The 18,874-nt window shown below is 34.6% G+C and carries 19 protein-coding genes; 13 read left to right on the top strand and 6 right to left on the bottom strand.

What is annotated here, in order from left to right; all coding sequences use genetic code 11:
• Positions 1-44: 44 nt before the first annotated feature.
• The 3 genes from C3L50_RS09170 to C3L50_RS09160 all read right to left on the bottom strand — a co-directional run bounded on the left by C3L50_RS09170 (position 45) and on the right by C3L50_RS09160 (position 4,551).
• Positions 45-1,931 (bottom strand): M1 family metallopeptidase, encoded by a 1,887-nt coding sequence (locus tag C3L50_RS09170; protein WP_103805876.1) that lies wholly within the window; start codon positions 1,929-1,931, stop codon positions 45-47.
• A gap of 64 nt (positions 1,932-1,995) precedes the next feature.
• A complete protein-coding gene (locus C3L50_RS09165; protein WP_103805875.1) occupies positions 1,996-3,615 on the bottom strand; it encodes a S8 family peptidase in 1,620 nt (539 codons plus the stop codon).
• A 75-nt stretch (positions 3,616-3,690) separates the two neighbouring features.
• Entirely contained in the window at positions 3,691-4,551 is an 861-nt protein-coding gene (locus C3L50_RS09160; RefSeq protein WP_103805874.1) for an MBL fold metallo-hydrolase, read from the bottom strand.
• A gap of 169 nt (positions 4,552-4,720) precedes the next feature.
• On the opposite strand from C3L50_RS09160, the gene C3L50_RS09155 reads away from it, so the two are divergent.
• The 6 genes from C3L50_RS09155 to sufD all read left to right on the top strand — a co-directional run bounded on the left by C3L50_RS09155 (position 4,721) and on the right by sufD (position 9,177).
• Complete coding sequence (locus tag C3L50_RS09155; RefSeq protein WP_103805873.1) at positions 4,721-5,050, top strand: HesB/IscA family protein; 330 nt, start codon at positions 4,721-4,723, stop codon at positions 5,048-5,050.
• Positions 5,051-5,068: 18 nt separating this feature from the next.
• Positions 5,069-6,517, top strand: coding sequence for a Fe-S cluster assembly protein SufB (gene sufB, locus C3L50_RS09150; RefSeq protein ID WP_103805872.1), 1,449 nt, complete (start codon positions 5,069-5,071; stop codon positions 6,515-6,517).
• Between the two features lie 42 nt (positions 6,518-6,559).
• Positions 6,560-6,763, top strand: coding sequence for a DUF2683 family protein (locus tag C3L50_RS09145; RefSeq protein WP_103805871.1), 204 nt, complete (start codon positions 6,560-6,562; stop codon positions 6,761-6,763).
• Positions 6,754-7,026, top strand: a complete 273-nt coding sequence (locus C3L50_RS09140; RefSeq protein ID WP_103805870.1) for a Txe/YoeB family addiction module toxin — start codon at positions 6,754-6,756, stop codon at positions 7,024-7,026. Before C3L50_RS09145 ends, C3L50_RS09140 begins: the two co-directional genes overlap by 10 nt.
• A gap of 12 nt (positions 7,027-7,038) precedes the next feature.
• Positions 7,039-7,791, top strand: coding sequence for a Fe-S cluster assembly ATPase SufC (sufC, locus tag C3L50_RS09135; protein ID WP_103805869.1), 753 nt, complete (start codon positions 7,039-7,041; stop codon positions 7,789-7,791).
• A 69-nt stretch (positions 7,792-7,860) separates the two neighbouring features.
• Positions 7,861-9,177, top strand: a complete 1,317-nt coding sequence (gene sufD / locus C3L50_RS09130) for a Fe-S cluster assembly protein SufD (RefSeq protein WP_103805868.1) — start codon at positions 7,861-7,863, stop codon at positions 9,175-9,177.
• A gap of 102 nt (positions 9,178-9,279) precedes the next feature.
• Here sufD and C3L50_RS09125 read toward each other — a convergent pair whose 3' ends face one another.
• Positions 9,280-10,626 carry a serine hydrolase domain-containing protein gene (locus C3L50_RS09125; RefSeq protein WP_103805947.1) on the bottom strand — a complete coding sequence of 449 codons (1,347 nt, stop codon included), beginning with the start codon at positions 10,624-10,626 and terminating at the stop codon, positions 9,280-9,282.
• Between the two features lie 150 nt (positions 10,627-10,776).
• On the opposite strand from C3L50_RS09125, the gene C3L50_RS09120 reads away from it, so the two are divergent.
• From C3L50_RS09120 to C3L50_RS09095, 6 genes are all read left to right on the top strand, one after another.
• Positions 10,777-11,991: an aminotransferase class V-fold PLP-dependent enzyme gene (locus C3L50_RS09120; protein WP_103805867.1), complete on the top strand. Its 1,215-nt coding sequence runs from the start codon at positions 10,777-10,779 to the stop codon at positions 11,989-11,991.
• Positions 11,992-12,002: 11 nt separating this feature from the next.
• Positions 12,003-12,437, top strand: a complete 435-nt coding sequence (locus C3L50_RS09115) for a hypothetical protein (protein ID WP_103805866.1) — start codon at positions 12,003-12,005, stop codon at positions 12,435-12,437.
• On the top strand, positions 12,437-12,856 hold the full coding sequence (locus C3L50_RS09110; RefSeq protein ID WP_103805865.1) for a SufE family protein: 420 nt from the start codon (positions 12,437-12,439) through the stop codon (positions 12,854-12,856). The genes C3L50_RS09115 and C3L50_RS09110 overlap by 1 nt, the downstream gene beginning before the upstream one ends.
• A gap of 115 nt (positions 12,857-12,971) precedes the next feature.
• Positions 12,972-13,295, top strand: coding sequence for a DUF59 domain-containing protein (locus C3L50_RS09105; RefSeq protein WP_103805864.1), 324 nt, complete (start codon positions 12,972-12,974; stop codon positions 13,293-13,295).
• Positions 13,296-13,388: 93 nt separating this feature from the next.
• Positions 13,389-13,898, top strand: coding sequence for a DUF2480 family protein (locus C3L50_RS09100; RefSeq protein WP_103805863.1), 510 nt, complete (start codon positions 13,389-13,391; stop codon positions 13,896-13,898).
• Between the two features lie 74 nt (positions 13,899-13,972).
• Positions 13,973-14,905: a DUF3078 domain-containing protein gene (locus tag C3L50_RS09095; RefSeq protein WP_103805946.1), complete on the top strand. Its 933-nt coding sequence runs from the start codon at positions 13,973-13,975 to the stop codon at positions 14,903-14,905.
• Here C3L50_RS09095 and C3L50_RS09090 read toward each other — a convergent pair.
• Both C3L50_RS09090 and C3L50_RS09085 read right to left on the bottom strand, forming a co-directional pair.
• The gene (locus tag C3L50_RS09090; RefSeq protein WP_103805862.1) at positions 14,889-15,947 is read right to left on the bottom strand and encodes a hypothetical protein; all 1,059 of its coding nucleotides are present in this window, start codon (positions 15,945-15,947) and stop codon (positions 14,889-14,891) included. The two genes, C3L50_RS09095 and C3L50_RS09090, sit on opposite strands and share 17 nt — an antisense overlap.
• 106 nt (positions 15,948-16,053) lie before the next feature.
• Complete coding sequence (locus tag C3L50_RS09085; RefSeq protein WP_108723450.1) at positions 16,054-16,770, bottom strand: (Fe-S)-binding protein; 717 nt, start codon at positions 16,768-16,770, stop codon at positions 16,054-16,056.
• Positions 16,771-17,368: 598 nt separating this feature from the next.
• Here C3L50_RS09085 and C3L50_RS09080 point away from each other — a divergent pair.
• Positions 17,369-18,805, top strand: a complete 1,437-nt coding sequence (locus C3L50_RS09080) for a circularly permuted type 2 ATP-grasp protein (protein WP_103805860.1) — start codon at positions 17,369-17,371, stop codon at positions 18,803-18,805.
• Positions 18,806-18,874: the final 69 nt, after the last annotated feature.

Here is an 18,874-nt window from a genome sequence, read left to right as displayed (position 1 = left end):
CAAATTTTTAGTTTCAAATAGCTGTTTTATAGTAAAAGAAAATTTTATTTTATCTCATAGGTATTATCAGCTTGCTTCACGTCGGCCATTAATCCACTTGGGTCGATTGTTATTTTTTTGATGGTTTTGGTATTTGAATCTACCCAAAATGTGTAAGTCGGATTTGCCCAAGTCCAATCACTTAAAACTGTTCTTTTTATTGCTGGATTCGGGTTTTCTTTCTCAAAACTCATCATACGTAGCGGAATATAAAAACTCTCTTTTGTGCCATCGGTATATTCAACCAAAATATCAATTGGCATTGGCATTCTACCTATTCTTTCTAAAGTAATTACCGTGTTTTTCCCTGTATAACCTAGGTCAATTCTAACATCTTTAATTCCATAATCTATCGTGTTGGTGGTTTGAGTCCAATCGGTTAAATACCAATCGAGGTTGGCTCCCGAAACACGCTCGGCAGTTCTTTTGATATCATTAGGTGTTGGATGTTTGAATTTGAAGTCTTGAAAATATTTTTTCAATGTTTTGGCAACATTCTCTTTTCCAATAAGATATTCTAATTGTGCCAAGAAAATTTCGCCTTTGTAGTATGAAGAAATACTATAGGGTCTGTTCTCGTCATATCGGTCGCCGTGAGTGGTTTGCGGTTGTTCTTTTCCCGATTCAACTAATTTATAATAGGCTTTATAGGTTGGCAGGAATGGGTTTTCTGTCTTTTTTTCAGCAATTTCATTTAATGCTAAATCTTCAATATAGGAAGTAAATCCTTCGTCCATCCACGGGTGTTTGCTTTCATTTGAGGCTAAAATGTGCTGAAACCATGAATGTCCTAATTCGTGAGTTGCCGTTCCTAAAATCCCTTCAAATTTTCCGTTTCCAAGCATTAATGTACACATGGCATATTCCATTCCGCCATCGCCACCTTGAATAAAGGAATATTGTTTATAAGGATAATTACCAACAAAGTTGTTGTAAAACTTCATTATTTGAACCATTTTGGGTTGCAAAGCTTTCCAGTTTTCGATAATTTCTGGATTGTTTTTATAAAGAAAATGCAAATCGACATTGTTGGGACCTTTGACAATATCGTGAAGGTAATTTTTATCGGCAGCCCAAGTAAAGTCGTGAACCATTGGAGCATAAAAATGCCAAGTCAAGGTTTTAGAGTTCTTTGGATATACAACCGATATTCCTGCATCTTGATAACCGTGACCTATTTCGTTTTTGTTTTGCAAATAACCCGAACCTCCTAGAACATATTCTTTGTCAATAGAAATTTTTACGTCAAAATCTCCCCAAACTCCGTGAAATTCTCTTCCAATGTAGGGATCGGCGTGCCAACCTTCGAAATCAAATTCGGCTATTTTTGGATACCATTGTGCCATCGATAATTCGACTCCTTCGGCATTATTTCTGCCAGAACGACGAATTTGAACTGGAACTTGACCATCAAAATCGAGTGTGAATGTAGTTTTCGAATGAGGTAGAATGGGTTTAGCCAAAGTTACTTCAAGAATGGTTCCAACGGTTTTTGCAGAGGCAGTAATTCCGTCTTGTTTAAAATTTGAAATGTTTAAATAGCCAATTTCATCGGGTTTCAAGGTTTTAATTCGGCTTTCTTTAATTTCGGTATCACCGCGTTTTACTTTATTTACCATTCTAGCATCGGGATCTTTGATGCTTTGAAGTCTAGCGTCCATTTCGCTTCCAGGTTGAAAAGCATTGTTGAACAAATGATAATAAACACGTTTTAAAGTATCGGGCGAATTATTGGTGTAAACCAACTTCTGTTTGCCTTTGTATTGATAGTTTTTCACATTCATCACCACGTCCATTTTATAATCGACATGTTGTTGCCAATATTCTGAACTTTGGGCAAAACCATTTGCAAAACTCAATAAAAACACAGAAATTAAAAGAATTTTTTTCATAATAATAAAACAGAAAATGGAAGGATTTAACTCCCTCCATTTTAAAATTAGACCTAAATTATTGTTATTTTGACATTTTATCAGCCATCAATAGTGCGTTGTAAGCATTGACCATTTTCCCTGATTTAGACAAAGTTGAAAACGGACGAACATCGTTTGGTTTTCCGCCAACAATAACATCAGTAGTTATTGCTACACCAGAATCCATCAAAATGTGTTTCACTTGTTTGGCTGTTAATTTTGGATAATACGAACGAATTAGTGCAGCAACTCCAGCTACGTTTGGAGAAGCCATTGATGTTCCTTGCAATAATTTATAGGTGTTATTGGGTGTTGAGGCATAAATTTTTACACCTGGAGCAAATACATCCACATTAATTTTTCCGAAGTTAGAAAATCGGGCTACTATTTTATTTCCATATTCATAATTCAAAGCACCAATCGTAATCATATTATCGGCAAATTCGTTTATTTTATCATCAGAATCGTTTGGATAATTATTGGCAACATCAATATCTTTTGCATCATTTCCGGCAGCATGAACGATTAATACGTCTTTGCTTTCGGCATATTTTATGGCATCATAAACCCATTGTTTGTGTGGTGAAAAACTTTTTCCAAAGCTTCCGTTAATTACTTTTGCACCATTATCTACAGCATAGCGAATACCAAGCGCAATATCTTTGTCATACTCATCGCCATCTGGCACAGCGCGAACAGTAAGAATTTCGACATTGTTAGCAATTCCATCTCCGCCAATTCCGTTGTTTCTTACTTGAGCTACAATTCCTGCTACGTGAGTTCCGTGAAGAATTTCTTCTTTGTCTGGTCCCATTACATTGTTGTTACCGTATTTTGTGTCGGTAATATCTTCTGGATTATCACCCAAAACTTTTCGGTAATTGGTTTTAAGATTGTCTCCGTTTACTACTTTGATATATCCATCAAGTTCTTTTTGAACGGCTGTTTTAAATTCTGGCACAGTCATTTCGAAAGAATTTACACGCTGAATCATCATTTTGCTTTTATTGATTTCAGCATCTTGCGAACTAATGGCATTTACTTCTTCTTTAGTGTAAGTTGATTTTCCAAAATATTTGGTCAAAACAGCATCGGCATTTGTTGCGTCTGCTATCATTTCTTCAAGACGTGCTTTGCCTGTAGTAGATTTTGCAATGTTTTTATCATTTACGGCTTTTGCTTCTTGATAAGTTGCTTCATCCACAAGGTTTTTGTTAGCCACAATTCTTTCGTATTCTATGTTTTCTTTGGTAATATCTCCAAGAAAATTCCAACCGTGAATATCATCGATATAGCCATTTTTATCATCGTCAATTCCGTTTCCAGCAATCTCTTTTTTATTGGTCCAAACCACTGCTTTTAAATCTTCGTGATCGATATCAACTCCTGAATCTACAATTCCTACGATTACTTTTTTGCCTTTTTTATCTTTTAATAATTCGGCATAAGCTCGGTCAACACTCATTCCAGGAATGGTATCTTTAATAATATCTAAATGGCTCCAACGGTTTAAATCAGCTTCTTTAAGAGCTGTCTTTCTCTGAACATTTAAAGGAGCTTGAATCATTGTCAAGTTGCTATAGGAAGTGTTTTTTGAGGCTCCACAACCTGCTAACATCAATACTGCAAAAGAGGCTAGTAAACTATTTTTAAAATTGATCATAGATTGTTTTTTTTAAGAATTTTAAATTTCAGGTAAAAGTATGCGGTTTTGTTATATATTAAGCTAATATTAACATTATTTAAAGATTTTATCACAACTATAGGTCTCTTTTAAGCGAATTCCTCTTTCTGTTTGTTCTACAGTTATGATTTCGTTGTGTGCATCGTGTTCTAAAAATAGATAATAATTATTTTCGGCAGCGGCATTCAAGAATTTTGATTTTTCTGGCATGGTTAACAAAGGTCTGGTGTCATACCCCATAACATATGGCAGAGGCAAATGGCCTACGGTTGGAATTAAATCGGCCATAAAACAAATGGTTTTGTCTTGATATTTTATTTGAGGTATCATTTGTTTTTCGGTATGACCATTTACATAATGAATTCCGAAATTCAATTCTTCAGAAAATCCAAAATCATTTTCAGGTAGTTCCAAAAAATGCAATTGACCGCTTTCTTGAATAGGCAAAATATTTTCCGAAAGGAAAGAAGCTTTTTCTCGAAGATTGGGTTTTGTAGCCCATTTCCAATGATTTTCATTAGTCCAAAATTTGGCATTTTTAAACGCCACTTCATAGCCTGTTTTGTCTTTGTTCCTATTGACGCTTCCACCACAATGATCAAAATGCAAATGCGTCAAAAAAACGTCGGTAATGTCATCACGATGAAAACCATATTTTGCCAAAGAATTATCTAAAGAATGGTTTCCCCAAAGGAAATAGTATCCAAAAAACTTCTCAGATTGTTTGTTTCCCATTCCATTATCAATTAAAATAAGTCGATTTCCATCTTCAATTAGTAAACATCTTGCGGCAAGATCTATTAAATTGTTAGCATCGGCAGGATTGGTTTTGTTCCAAATGGTTTTGGGTACGACGCCAAACATTGCTCCACCGTCAAGCTTAAAATTGCCTGTTTCTATAGGGTATAATTTCATAAAATGATTGCTTTTTTTTAGAAGAACCAAATTTAAGTAATACATTTGTTTTAGTATTGTTAAATAGACTTTTTCTATCCAATTATAGTTATAAAAATGGTATCTTATTTGACTTAAAGCCTAATTTGTAATACCTTTGCCTTTTATTTAGACAAAATCAAAATAAGCTATGATAAAAGTTTCTGATACAGCCAAAAAGAAAATCATCGATTTAATGAAAGAGGATGGTTTTGATGCCGCAGTCGATTATGTGAGAGTCGGTGTAAAAAGCGGCGGATGCTCGGGTTTGTCTTATGATTTAAAATTTGACAAAAACAAAGGCGATGACGACAAGATATTCGTGGATAATGATATAACTATTGCTGTCGAAAAAAAATCTTTCCTTTATTTAGCTGGAACAATCCTTGAATTTTCAGGCGGATTAAACGGAAAAGGCTTTGTTTTTAATAATCCAAATGCGAGTAGAACTTGTGGTTGCGGAGAGAGTTTCTCTTTGTAAAACATTTAAACAAAAATTATGTCAAAATACACCGAAGACCATTTAAGAGTCGAACTCGAAACCAAAGAATACGAGTACGGATTTTATACTGATTTAGAATCGGATACCTTTCCTATTGGCTTGAACGAAGATATTGTTCGTGCCATTTCACAAAGAAAAGAAGAACCAGAATGGATGACCGATTGGCGCATCGAGGCTTTTCGTGCTTGGGAAAAAATGATTGAACCAGAATGGGCCAATGTGCATTACAACAAACCCAATTTTCAAGCGATTTCTTATTACTCAGCACCAAAAGCAGTTGATCCTAATAAAACATTAGACGATGTAGATCCTGAGCTTTTAGAAATGTATAAAAAGTTAGGCATCTCAATTGATGAGCAAAAAAAGATGAACAATGTCGCTATGGATATTGTAGTTGATTCTGTTTCTGTAGCAACAACTTTCAAGAAAACTTTGGGCGAAAAAGGAATTATCTTTATGAGTATTTCCGAAGCTATCAAAGAACATCCCGAATTAGTAAAAAAATATATAGGCACCGTTGTTCCTCAAAAAGATAATTTTTATGCCGCCTTGAACTCGGCTGTATTCTCTGACGGAAGTTTTTGCTATATCCCAAAAGGGGTGCATTGCCCGATGGAGTTATCAACTTATTTCCGTATCAATCAAGCGGGAACAGGTCAATTCGAAAGAACCTTGCTAATTGCCGACGAAGGTAGTTATGTGTCTTATCTAGAGGGCTGTACAGCTCCCACACGTGATGAAAATCAATTGCACGCAGCTGTTGTTGAACTAATAGCTTTAGACGGAGCCGAAATTAAATATTCGACCGTTCAAAACTGGTATCCAGGAAATAAAGAAGGTAAAGGCGGAGTTTTCAACTTCGTAACTAAAAGAGGATTGTGTGAGAAAGATGCAAAAATTTCTTGGACACAAGTCGAAACAGGTTCTGCTGTTACTTGGAAATATCCTTCTTGCGTGTTGAAAGGCGACAATTCGGTGGGCGAATTTTATTCAATTGCCGTAACCAACAACTTCCAGCAAGCCGACACGGGAACCAAGATGATTCACCTGGGAAAAAACACCAAATCGACCATTATTTCCAAAGGAATTTCGGCCGGGAAATCGCAAAACAGTTATAGAGGTTTGGTGAAAATTGGTCCAAATGCCGACAATGCCAGAAACTTTTCGCAATGCGATTCCTTGTTGATGGGGAACAATTGCGGGGCACATACTTTTCCATACATCGAAAGCAAAAACACCTCGGCCAAAATTGAACACGAAGCCACAACGAGCAAGATTGGTGAAGACCAAGTTTTCTATTGCAACCAACGCGGAATTCCAACCGAGAAAGCCATTGCCTTGATCGTGAACGGTTTCAGTAAAGATGTTTTGAACAAATTGCCAATGGAATTTGCCGTGGAAGCACAGAAATTATTGGAAATTTCGTTGGAAGGAAGTGTTGGATAATTTTTTGTAAATTTGAAATAACTATCCTAAATTCAAATTGTTATGGACATCATTTTAAAAAACGTCAAGAAAAAAGATTTCCCTGTATTGAAATCATTGGCAAAATCCTTGGGTTTTGAAATCGAAAAAGAAGAGAAACCCTATAATCCTGAGTTTGTAAAAGAAATTTTGGAGGCAGCAAAAGAAGTCAGAGAAGGAAAAGGAACTAGAATGACAATGGAAGAATTGAAAGAATTATGCAAATAGATTTTTCAAGTAAAGCCAAAGCAGATTTAAATTTTTGGATAAAATCAGGCAATAAATCGGTACTGAATAAAATATATTCTTTAATTGAAGATATTCAATTGCATCCTTTTGAAGGAATTGGTAAACCAGAACCTTTAAAACATAATTTATCAGGTTATTGGTCAAGGAGAATCAATCAGGAACATCGAATTATTTACGAAATTATAGACGAAAACACTGTAAATATTCTGAGTATTATATCATTAAAAGGTCATTACGAATAAACAAAACAAACAATGTTATCAATAAAAAATCTACACGCCTCTATCGGCGACAAAGAAATTCTTAAAGGCATCAACCTTGAAGTGAAAGCAGGAGAAGTTCATGCCATAATGGGTCCAAATGGTGCTGGAAAAAGTACGCTTTCGGCTATTATTGCTGGAAATGAAAACTACGAAGTAACTGAAGGTGAAATCCTTTTGGACAACGAAGATATCTCTGAATTAGCTCCCGAAGAAAGAGCACATAAAGGCGTATTCCTTTCGTTTCAATATCCTGTTGAGATACCAGGAGTTTCAGTGACCAATTTTATGAGAACGGCCATCAACGAAACCCGAAAAGCCAACGGCCAAGAAGAAATGCCGGCCAACGAGATGTTGAAAGTGATTCGCGAAAAATCGGAATTATTGGAAATTGACCGTAAATTTTTGTCTCGATCTTTAAACGAAGGATTTTCGGGTGGAGAGAAAAAACGTAACGAAATTTTCCAAATGGCCATGTTGGAGCCAAAACTCGCCATCCTTGACGAAACCGATTCTGGATTAGACATTGATGCTTTGAGAATTGTTGCCAATGGAGTAAACAAATTGAAAAGCGACAAAAACGCTATCGTTGTAATCACGCACTACCAAAGATTGTTGGATTATATCGTTCCAGATTTTGTTCACGTTCTATATAACGGAAAAATCGTGAAATCGGGCACTAAAGAATTGGCCTACGAGTTGGAAGAAAAAGGATACGATTGGATCAAACAAGAGCAAGAAGCATAAGAGTTGTCGGTTGTCGGTTGTCAGTTATTGGTAACCATCAACCACCAACTATCAACCATCAACTAAATTATGGAATTAAAAGAAAAATTAATATCGTCTTTTATGGCTTTTGAAGAGCAAATCGATGTTCATTCAGAACTACACGATTTGAGAACTGCCGCCATAAAAAACTTTGAAAATAAAGGCTTCCCAACCAAAAAAGAAGAATCTTGGAAATATACTTCGCTAAACGCCATCCTAAAAAATGACTTTACCGTTTTTCCAAAAAGCGAAACTTCGATAGAATTCAAGGATGTAAAAAAATATTTCATCCACGAAATAGACACCTACAAAATCGTATTTATTGATGGTGTGTTTAGTTCTAATTTGTCATCTACAACCCACCAAGGATTGGATGTTTGCTTGATGTCATCGGCATTAAACAAGCCCAAATACAAAATGGTTATTGATGCTTATTTTAACCAAATTGCTAGCAAAGACGAAAGTTTAACCTCTTTGAATACGGCTTTCGCCAATGAAGGAGCTTACATCAACATTCCGAAAAAGACGGTGGTGCAAAAACCTATTGAGATTATGTATTTCTCGACTGGCAACGAAGCAGCACTTTTGGTTCAGCCCCGAAATTTAGTGATTGTTGGAGAAAATTCACACGTTCAAATTATTGAAAGACACCAAAGTTTGAACGAAAATCCAGTTTTGACCAATTCGGTTACTGAAATTTTTGCCCAAAAACGCGCTATTGTAGATTTCTATAAAATTCAGAATGATCACCTCGGAGCTAATTTAATCGACAATACTTATGTTTCTCAAAAACAAGAAAGTCACGTTTCGGTTCAAACTTTCTCATTCGGAGGCAATTTGACCAGAAATAATTTGAATTTCTATCATTTTGGCGAACGATTGACTAGCACGCTCAACGGAATCACCATTATTGGCGACAAGCAACACGTAGATCATTATACTTTGGTGCATCACGCTGCGCCAAATTGCGAAAGCTTCCAAGATTACAAAGGAATTTTTTCAGACAATTCTACAGGAGTTTTCAACGGGAAGGTTTATGTGGAAAAAGAAGCCCAAAAAACCAACGCTTTCCAGAAAAGCAACAACATTTTGTTGGGAGAAAAAGCCACCATTAATGCCAAGCCGCAATTGGAAATTTTTGCCGACGACGTAAAATGTTCCCACGGTTGCACGGTGGGTCAACTTGACGAAACCGCAATGTTCTATATGCAACAACGTGGAATTCCAAAAAAAGAAGCCAAAGCATTATTGATGTACGCTTTCTCGAATGCCGTAATCGAAAACATCAAAATTCCAGAATTGAAACAAAGAATTACCAAAATTATCGCCTTGAAATTAGGAGTGAAAATTGGATTTGATTTGTAGATATTTACCACAAAGTTCACTAAGGTTTACTCAAAGGGCACAAAGTTTATAATTGAACTTTGTGCCCTTTGTAATTTTTACTCTGAGTGCTTTGTGTTTAGTTTATTTCTTCAAACTCCCCACAATACCTTTCAACATTCCATTAAAATCAAATTTGACTTCTTCGCTCAAACCCATTCTAACAATAACCAAATCTTGTGACGGAATAATAAATACCCTTTGCCCTTGATACCCATTAGCGGAATACAAATCTCTTGGCGCATCAGGATAATATCCACCAGCATTCAACCAAAAATGTCCACCATAATCGCCTTTCGAACCTTGAGTAGGAGTTGAAACATATTTTGCCCAACTTTCGTCAAATAATTGCTCACCGTTCCAATTGCCTTTGTGCAAATACAACAATCCAAATTTTGCCCAATCCCTTGTCGTTGCCCAACTGTAGGACGAACCCACATAATTCCCAGCCATATCAGTTTCTACTATCATCGAATTCATCCCAATTTTATCAATCAAAGCTGAATACCAAAAATCTAAATATTCCTGATGCGTTTTGAATTGTTTTCGCAAAATTCCAGAAAGCAAATTTGATGTTCCCGAGGAATAATTCCAATGTGTGTTCGGTTTGAATCTTGCTGGTTTTTCTAATTGTACTCGAGTCATATCTTCTGCCAGAAAAAGCATATTTGTGGCATCGCAAATTTTGGTATAATCTTCTTCCCATTCTAATCCTGAGTTCATATGAAGCAAATCGTTGATGGTGATATTTTTTCGTTCATCATCTGCCCATTCTTCAATTGGAGCCAGTTTATTAATAGTTAGTTTTCCTTGTTTTTGTAAAATTCCGAACATCGTGGCCGTAATACTTTTAGTCATAGACCAACCCAAAATCTTGGAGTTTTTATCAAAACCAGTATCATATTTCTCAACAATGATTTTGTCTTTATAAATCACGATAACCGAGCGAGTTCGTTTCATTTTCTGCCCTTTTGCATCAAAAGCATTGGCTACAGCCGCATTCAATTTGTCATAATCGATATTGTCAAAAATGGTGTCTTTGGGTTCGTTATTTCCATACGGAAAAGGTAAATTGTTGTTGATTTTGGTTCTTTTAGGAACTTCATATGGTTTTGAAATATCAAAATTATCGTTGATTAAAGTCGCTCCCAAACCTTCACGATAAATGGCTTTTCGTTCTTTTAATCCATAAACCGAAGCGGTTGCAAATTTTCCAGTTTCATCAATTTGGTTTTTGGATAAAGTAATCATTTTGATATCGTTGTCGCCTTTTTCAATCATTTCTTGCGAACGATGGTCAATAAAATGGCCTGAAGCTATACTTTTAGCCGAAAATCCTGAAATTAAGTCCAGTTTAGGATAAGTGGTGTAACCAAAATAAATCAGGAATAGTAAAAAGGCAAGACCGAGAAACTTAAAGATTTTTTTCATTTGTAGCGAAATTTTGAAGCAATTTAACAAAAATAGCATAGAGAAAACATATTTTGCTATAAATTAATACTGTTAAAAATTGTAAAATCTTGCTGTTGAAACCCACCTATATTCATTACTTTTGTATTTAGAATTTTTCTAAATAAAGCAATGTTAGATATCAATAAAGTTAGAGCCGATTTTCCTATACTTTCCAGAACAGTCAACGGAAAACCATTGGTGTATTTCGATAACGGAGCCACTTCGCAAAAACCACAAATTGTGATCGATGCGATTGCTAAATATTATCAAGAAATCAATGCCAACATTCATCGTGGTGTGCATACTTTGAGTCAATTGGCAACTGATGCTTACGAAATTTCGCGTAGTAAAATCCAAAATCATATCAATGCAAAATTTGCCCACGAAGTGATTTTTACTTCGGGAACAACTCACGGAATCAATGCCGTAGCCAATGGTTTTGCTTCAATATTAAAACCAGGCGATGAAGTTTTGGTTTCGGCATTGGAGCATCATAGCAATATTGTGCCTTGGCAAATGTTATGCGAAAAAACAGGAGCGACTTTAAAAGTGATTCCAATGGATGACAACGGCGAATTGATAATGGAAGAATACGATAAATTATTGTCGAATAATACCAAAATCGTTACCGTAAATCATATTTCAAACGCATTGGGAACGGTCAATCCGGTGAAATATATGATTGACAAAGCCCACGAATTTGGAGCAGCCATTTTGATTGACGGAGCCCAAGCCGTGCCGCATTTGAAACCCGATGTTCAGGCTTTGGATTGTGATTTTTATGTTTTTTCAGGTCATAAAATGTGTGGGCCCACAGGCGTTGGAATTTTATACGGAAAAGAAGCTTGGCTGAATAAATTACCACCCTATCAAGGGGGTGGCGAAATGATTAAGGAAGTGACTTTCGAGAAAACGACTTATGCCGATTTGCCACACAAATTTGAAGCGGGAACGCCTGATATTGCAGGCGGAATTGTTTTAGGAACAGCAGTTGACTATATGAATTCAATAGGTTTTGACAACATTCAAAAACAGGAATTAGAACTGTTAGAATATGCCACAAAACAATTATTAGAAATCGAAGGCTTGAAAATTTATGGTACTGCCAAGGAAAAAACTTCGGTAGTTTCGTTTAATATTGAAGGTATTCACCCTTATGATATTGGAACGATAGTGGACAAATTAGGAATTGCAGTTCGAACAGGACATCATTGTGCTCAACCGATTATGAATTTTTTCAATATTCCGGGAACCATTCGTGCTTCGTTTTCGTTTTATAATACCAAAGAAGAAATTGACGTTATGGTCGAAGCCGTGAAAAAAGCTCAAATGATGTTATCCTAAAAACATAAAAAATGAAACTATATGCAATGATTTTTCTTAGTCTGTTTCTTGGTAAAAGCTGTACTAGCCAAACCAAAAACGATTTAAAAACAGCTATTTTAGAATATACAGCAAACACCAGAGGTTTCTATCAAAAGATTACGATTCAAAACCAAATGGTTGCTGTTTCGAAAGACAGAAGTGGAACCGAAAAAGCAGTAGAAACCAAAATTTCGGATGCCGATTGGAAAGAATTGATTAGTTATTTCGAAACGATTAATTTGGATAGTTTAGCGACTTTAAAAGCACCCAGTGAAAAACGATTTCACGATGGAGCCGCCATTGCTACTTTAGAAGTTATACATAAAGATAAAAAATACAAAACCACGTCTTTTGATCACGGTTATCCGCCTGAAGCGATTCAAAAATTGGTTACAAAAATAAATTCATTTGCAAAAAAAGAATAATGAGCATAAAAGATATACAAGAAGAAATAGTTGACGAGTTCTCCATGTTTGATGATTGGATGCAGCGCTACGAATACATTATTGATTTGGGTAAAAATTTACCACTAATCCAAGAGGAATTCAAAACTGACGATAATATTATCAAAGGTTGTCAATCGAAAGTGTGGTTGAAAGGAGAACAAAATGACGACAAAATTGTTTTCACAGCCGATAGCGATGCCATTTTAACAAAAGGAATCATAGCGATTTTAATTCGGGTTTTCTCGAACCAAAAAGCGGCTGATATTTTGAATGCCGATATGGATTTTATTGACCAAATCGGACTCAAAGAACATTTATCTCCAACCCGAGCCAACGGATTGGTTTCGATGATAAAAAATATAAAAATGTACGCATTAGCATTCGATGCAAAAAAATAATAACACTTATTTTAATTAGAATTTTTTATTAACCTTTTAAGTTTCAAAAAAGTAAAGTCGAATTTGTTATATCAATGAAACTTTAAACCTGAAACTTTAAACCTGAAACAAAAAAATGGAACAAACAATAAACACCGACCAATTAGGAATAGATATCGTAGCCAAACTAAAAACCATCTACGATCCGGAAATTCCTGTTGATATTTATGAATTAGGATTGATTTATGATGTGATGATCAGTACGGATTATGAAGTAAAAATCCTAATGACCTTAACTTCGCCTAACTGCCCTGTGGCAGAAAGCTTACCAAGAGAAGTAGAAGAAAAAATAAAATCAATCGAACACATCAAAGGAGCCGAAGTAGAAATTACTTTTGACCCGCCTTGGAATAAAGATTTGATGAGCGAAGAGGCCAAATTAGAATTGGGAATGTTGTAAAATTTGTTTAAAGTTTCAGGGTTTAAAAGTTTAAGGTTTAGCAACATTTAAACTTTTAAACTTTTAAACATTTACCTTTTAAACTTTTCAAAAATGGAAGAAATAGTAAATAAAGTAGCCAATAGCGCATTGGACGTTTTCGATCTCGAAGATTACTATCCAAAGGGAATTCGTGTGCAAATTGATATTTCGCAATGGTTTTTGGAAGGTTTTTTGTTGAAAGAAAAAGACTTTAGAGAACAGCTACACAATCATGATTGGTCACAATACCAAGATCAATATGTGGCAATTAATTGCAGCACCGATGCCATTTTTCCAGCTTGGGCATCTATTTTAGTTGCCGTTCAATTGGCACCTTTTGCCAAGAAAATTGTTAATGGTACTATTGAAGATTTAGATTCGTCTTTATATGAAGAAATCCTTTCTAAAATCGACTATTCAACTTACGAGAATAAGCCTGTGATTGTCAAAGGGTGTTCTAAAAAACCTGTTCCTATGCGTGCTTACATTTTGGCGGCAAATTATCTACAGCCATTCGCTAGAAGCATAATGTATGGCGAAGCTTGTTCGGCCGTGCCTTTGTATAAATCACCCAGAAAATAAATCACTTTTTTAAAGAATTGCTTTTAGTATTTTATTTATTTTATATTTGTAGTATAACTAATACTACTCTTATGATAAAAAAAGTACTTTTATTAGCTGTTTTGTTATGTATTTCAGCTAAAATTAACGCTCAAATAGAGGCCGAAAAGAATTTAATCAAAAAGACAGAAGAGGCAGCCAAAGTCCTTGATGACACCATAAAAAATGGCTGGAAAACTAAAGGGAAAATCACTTTTCTTTTTAATCAAGCCAACTTCAACAATTGGGTAGCAGGAGGAGAAAATAGTTTCTCGGGGAACTTGGGTATAGACTACAAAATCGACTATAAAAAAGATAATTTTAGTTGGGAAAATAGATTCTTGGCTTCTTATGGAATACTTCAAACTCAAAATACTGATTTTGAAAAGAAAACCGATGACCAAATCGAAATCAATTCTATTGTAGCTAAAAAGACAAAGGGATATTGGTATTATTCATTTTTAGTCAATTTCAGAACACAATTCACTAAAGGATATGTGTATTCTAAAGACAGCAATGGTGCAGAAATTAGAACCCAAAACACTAACTTTATGTCGCCAGGTTATTTGCTTTTTGGACCAGGGATGTACTGGAAAAAAACCGACAATTTCAAACTTAATTTGGCACCATTAACAGCCAAATTTACTTTTGTAGATAGTTTCTATACTTCGATTCCGGGTTATGTTGACAATAGTTATTTTGGAGTTGATGCCAATAAAAGTGTATTGTTTCAATTAGGATTTAATGCCTCAGCTTACTATAAATTCAATATTATGGAGAATGTAACGGCCGAAAATTATTTGAGTTTATATTCTAATTATTTAGAAAAACCACAAAACATTGATATCAATTACAACCTAAACATCGTAATGAAAATCAACAAAGTATTGTCGGCTAATTTGAATTTCCAAGCCATTTATGATGATGATGCTTTTGCTGGATTTCAAACCAAAGAAGTTTTTGGGGTAGGAGTTAATTATAATTTTTAAAACCAGTAATCAAATAATCAAACTCTTTCAATCTTCCTGCTTTTCTGATTTCAAGTAAATCTTCAACATAATAGCCATAATTAACTATGATTTTTCCATCGCTTACCGTGTTGTAAGCTGATGGAAAAATTTGATATATTTCTTTGTAAAATCTATCTTCATACTCAAACTCAATTGGAGTTATGAAATTTATTTTCTCAGGTTTAAATAAATCAGGAGCTATTGTGTTGCGTAATCCTTTTGGTTTCAAAGGAGTTGCCCATTTGCCTTCTTTTGTCAGATATACATCATCAAAAATATATGTTGCTTGAAGTAATTCATCTTTGTATTGCGCTACATACAATAAGCAATAGTCATATTCCGAAAAGCTTGTCCTGAATGGATTGTAATTTTGGTGGATTACTTCTGAATGTGGTGGATAAGTTGTAAATTGAATAGTGTCTTTTTTAAAATCGCCATAAATATTTTTAACTACTAAATATTTTGACAAAATTCTAGAACTTAAAGCGCCCACATTGCAATAACTTGAAGGAGATTCCCAAATTTTAATTTTCTTGCCAATGAAAACGTATAGTTTTGTTGGTTTTTCAGGATGTGAAGGCCAAACTTCACAAGGTTCTAATTTTAACTTAATAGTTGCTTTTTTCTTCTTTATTAAATCAGCAACCAAGAATTTTTTAGTTGTATGCCAATGAGATTCAAAAAAAAGAGAATCAGATAATTTAGCTTTTATTTCAAAATTACCCAAGCTGTCTGTATGTGTTCTGTAATTTTTGTCATAAAGTAATTGAGTAAGAATTCGATTATTTTTAGTAACTTCTTGGTAAGATTCATCTTTTCTGTCTTCAAATTTTGATTTCTTTTTCCAGTCTTCAACTAAAGAATTGCTACGTTTTCTTAGTTTATTAATGGTGTCATTTTTAACAATATAAACAACTTTGTCATTGAATTTTCCTGAATTAAAGGCTTTTCCTTTTACTACTATTTCTTGTGAAAACACCATTTGAAATATTAGTAAAAACAATAAAAAATATCTTTTCATTTTAGATTATTTAGAGCTTACAATATACGGTTTTTCTTTCGAAATTGTATTTAAAAATGATCTTCTGTGTTAGGAGAAAGTAATATCTAGGGATTAGAAAAATATATTACCTCGTCACTTCCTCAATCAAATAAAAGATTGATTTAAAATCAATTCCGCTTATGCTTTCCAGTCCAATTTCGCAAGTTCTGCTGGTGGAATAACCTTGATTGCAATTGGCGGGAATTTGGGCTTTCAAATCACGCAATCCGTGTTCGTTGAGTTCAGGAATCAGGAAGCCTCTATCGCCGGCAAAACCACAACAATTACTGTCAATCATAGTAACATTTTCTGCGCAAAGTTGTGATAAGGCAAGTAACTGATTCATTTTTCCAATTTTTTTAACCGAACAAACTGGAAAAACCGCAACAGTTTCTTTTTTGTTTTTTACCGTTAAATTTGGCATTACATAATCCAGCATAAATTCGATGGGATCGACAATTTTTAAGGCTTTCGAAAATTCTTCTTTCGAATGGTAAAAACACGGACTCATATCATATAAAACAGGATATTTTCCGTTTTCAGAGGCTTTTAAAAGTGAATTTTCTAATGCTTCAGATTGGGTATGATTGGCTTCGGCAAAACCTTTGCTTGAAAAAGGCATTCCGCAACATTGGCTATCCAAAACTTCGGGATAAATGATGGTAAATCCGGCACGAACCAATAATTGATGCGTTAGTTCGGTCAATTGCAGGTCGTCTTCGGCTTGAAAACTATTTTTGCCCATACTTCTGTTGATACAGGAAGGGAAGTACACTACTTTTAAATCAGGGGTTGTGTTCATTTTTTTCTCGTTGGGTTTAGGCTTCGAATTAGTGCATCAATCGTAGCAACTAAATCATTTTACTTTTCGTGTATTAAAGCTTGAAAAACTGGATTTACAAAACGGATAGTTATATTAATTTTTGCGTTTAAAAAGGGAAGTTACTAAATTCAACCTAAGAACACAATAGCATTTATAATTATGAAGTCTTTGTTTTACAACTACAAATTTAAAAAAGAGATAAAGACATTCTGTAGTTATTTAGAATTAATTTAATATTTGACTCTTTTTATATTGAAGTTAAATTTACATTAAGTTTACATTACCCCTATATTTTTACATTAGTATGCACTGAAATAGTGTCTATTTAACAATCATACCCTATAATAAAAGGGGTAAAATTCAATTTTTATTGTCTTTTGGTTTAACGAATTAAAAAAATGAAGCTAAAAAATAATAAATTTGTCAAAATAGAAAGTTAAAAAGAAGAATATCACATAAATTATTAATTATTCATCATAACAAACATTTTGATTAAAATAAAACAATAAATTTGTCTAAAACTATTTATTTTATAAATAACAACCTGAAAAGTTTGACTATTTAACAATGCAATACTATGATGAAGTTGATACCCAAATTGAACCCTAATGGATGGGATGAGATGTTTTCGAGTAAAGGAGTGAGAAGTTCCTATCGCAATGTTTTGCATACCTTGCAAAATCTAAGCCCAGAAAACTTAGAACAAAAACAAAAACAAGCAGCAGATTTCTTTATGAATCAAGGGATTACGTTCACTGTATATAGCGACGATAATCAAGGTATAGAAAGAATATTTCCGTTTGATATCATCCCCAGAATAATTACTCAAAAGGATTGGAACGAAGTAGAATTGGGTATTGTACAGCGATTAAAAGCCTTAAATCTGTTTTTAGAAGATGTTTACAACGAACAACTTATCATAAAAGAAGGTGTTATTCCCGCCTCATTGATTTCGTCATGTCCTCATTATATTCAGGAAGTTCATGGTATAAAATTACCCCATAATATTCATATTCACATTGCGGGAATCGATTTGATTCGAGGTGCAAAAGGAGAATTCTATGTACTAGAAGACAATCTTAGATGTCCGAGTGGTGTGAGTTATATGCTTGAAAACAGAGAAATCACCAAACGTATTTTTCCTGAAATGCTTACTTCAAATCACGTGAGCATGGTAGGAAACTATCCGATGATTCTGCACAACATACTGGTTTCGATGTCGCCAAGACACATTTCAAATCCAAATGTAGTTTTACTAACTCCTGGGGTATATAATTCTGCTTATTATGAGCATACTTTTTTGGCCAGACAAATGGGAGTTCCATTGGTAGAAGGAAGAGATTTGGTTGTGAACAACAACAATGTGTATATGAAAACCACTTCTGGCCTTCAACAAGTGGATGTGATTTACAGACGATTGGATGACGATTATCTTGATCCCTTAGTATTTAAACCTGAAAGTGCATTAGGTGTTCCAGGACTGATTAGCGCCTATAAAATGGGGAATGTAGCCTTAGTAAATGCTGTTGGAAATGGAGTTGCCGATGACAAAGCTGTTTATGCTTATGTTCCGGATATGATTAAATACTATCTGAACGAAGAGCCTATTTTGAAAAATGTTCCAACCTATCAAATGGAAAACAAAGAGGAACGCGAACTAGTCTTTGCCGATATGGGAAATATGGTAATCAAAGAAACCAATCAGAGTGGTGGTTATGGAATGATTATGGGGAATAAAGCTAGCGATGAAGAACTTGAAAACGGAAAAAAAGCGATTCTTGCCAATCCTAGAAATTTCATTGCACAACCCATCATTCAGCTTAGTACTGTACCTTGTCTTATTGATGGTGAGTTGAAATTGAGACATGTTGATTTAAGACCTTACGCATTATTTGGTCCAGATGGGGTAAAAATAGTTCCAGGAGGACTAACTCGTGTAGCACTAACAGAAGGCTCATTGGTAGTAAATTCTTCGCAAGGTGGCGGTAGTAAAGACACTTGGATTATAGAATAAAAAAGTTTTTTTAATAACCATTATCAAAATGAAACGCCCAAGAATAGTTTTTCAGAATCGAAAATAAAG

Source organism: Flavobacterium alvei (assembly GCF_002920895.1).
GTDB lineage: Bacteria > Bacteroidota > Bacteroidia > Flavobacteriales > Flavobacteriaceae > Flavobacterium > Flavobacterium alvei.
Note: the sequence above shows the minus strand (reverse complement) of the source record. Positions and strands in the feature narration are given on the sequence as shown.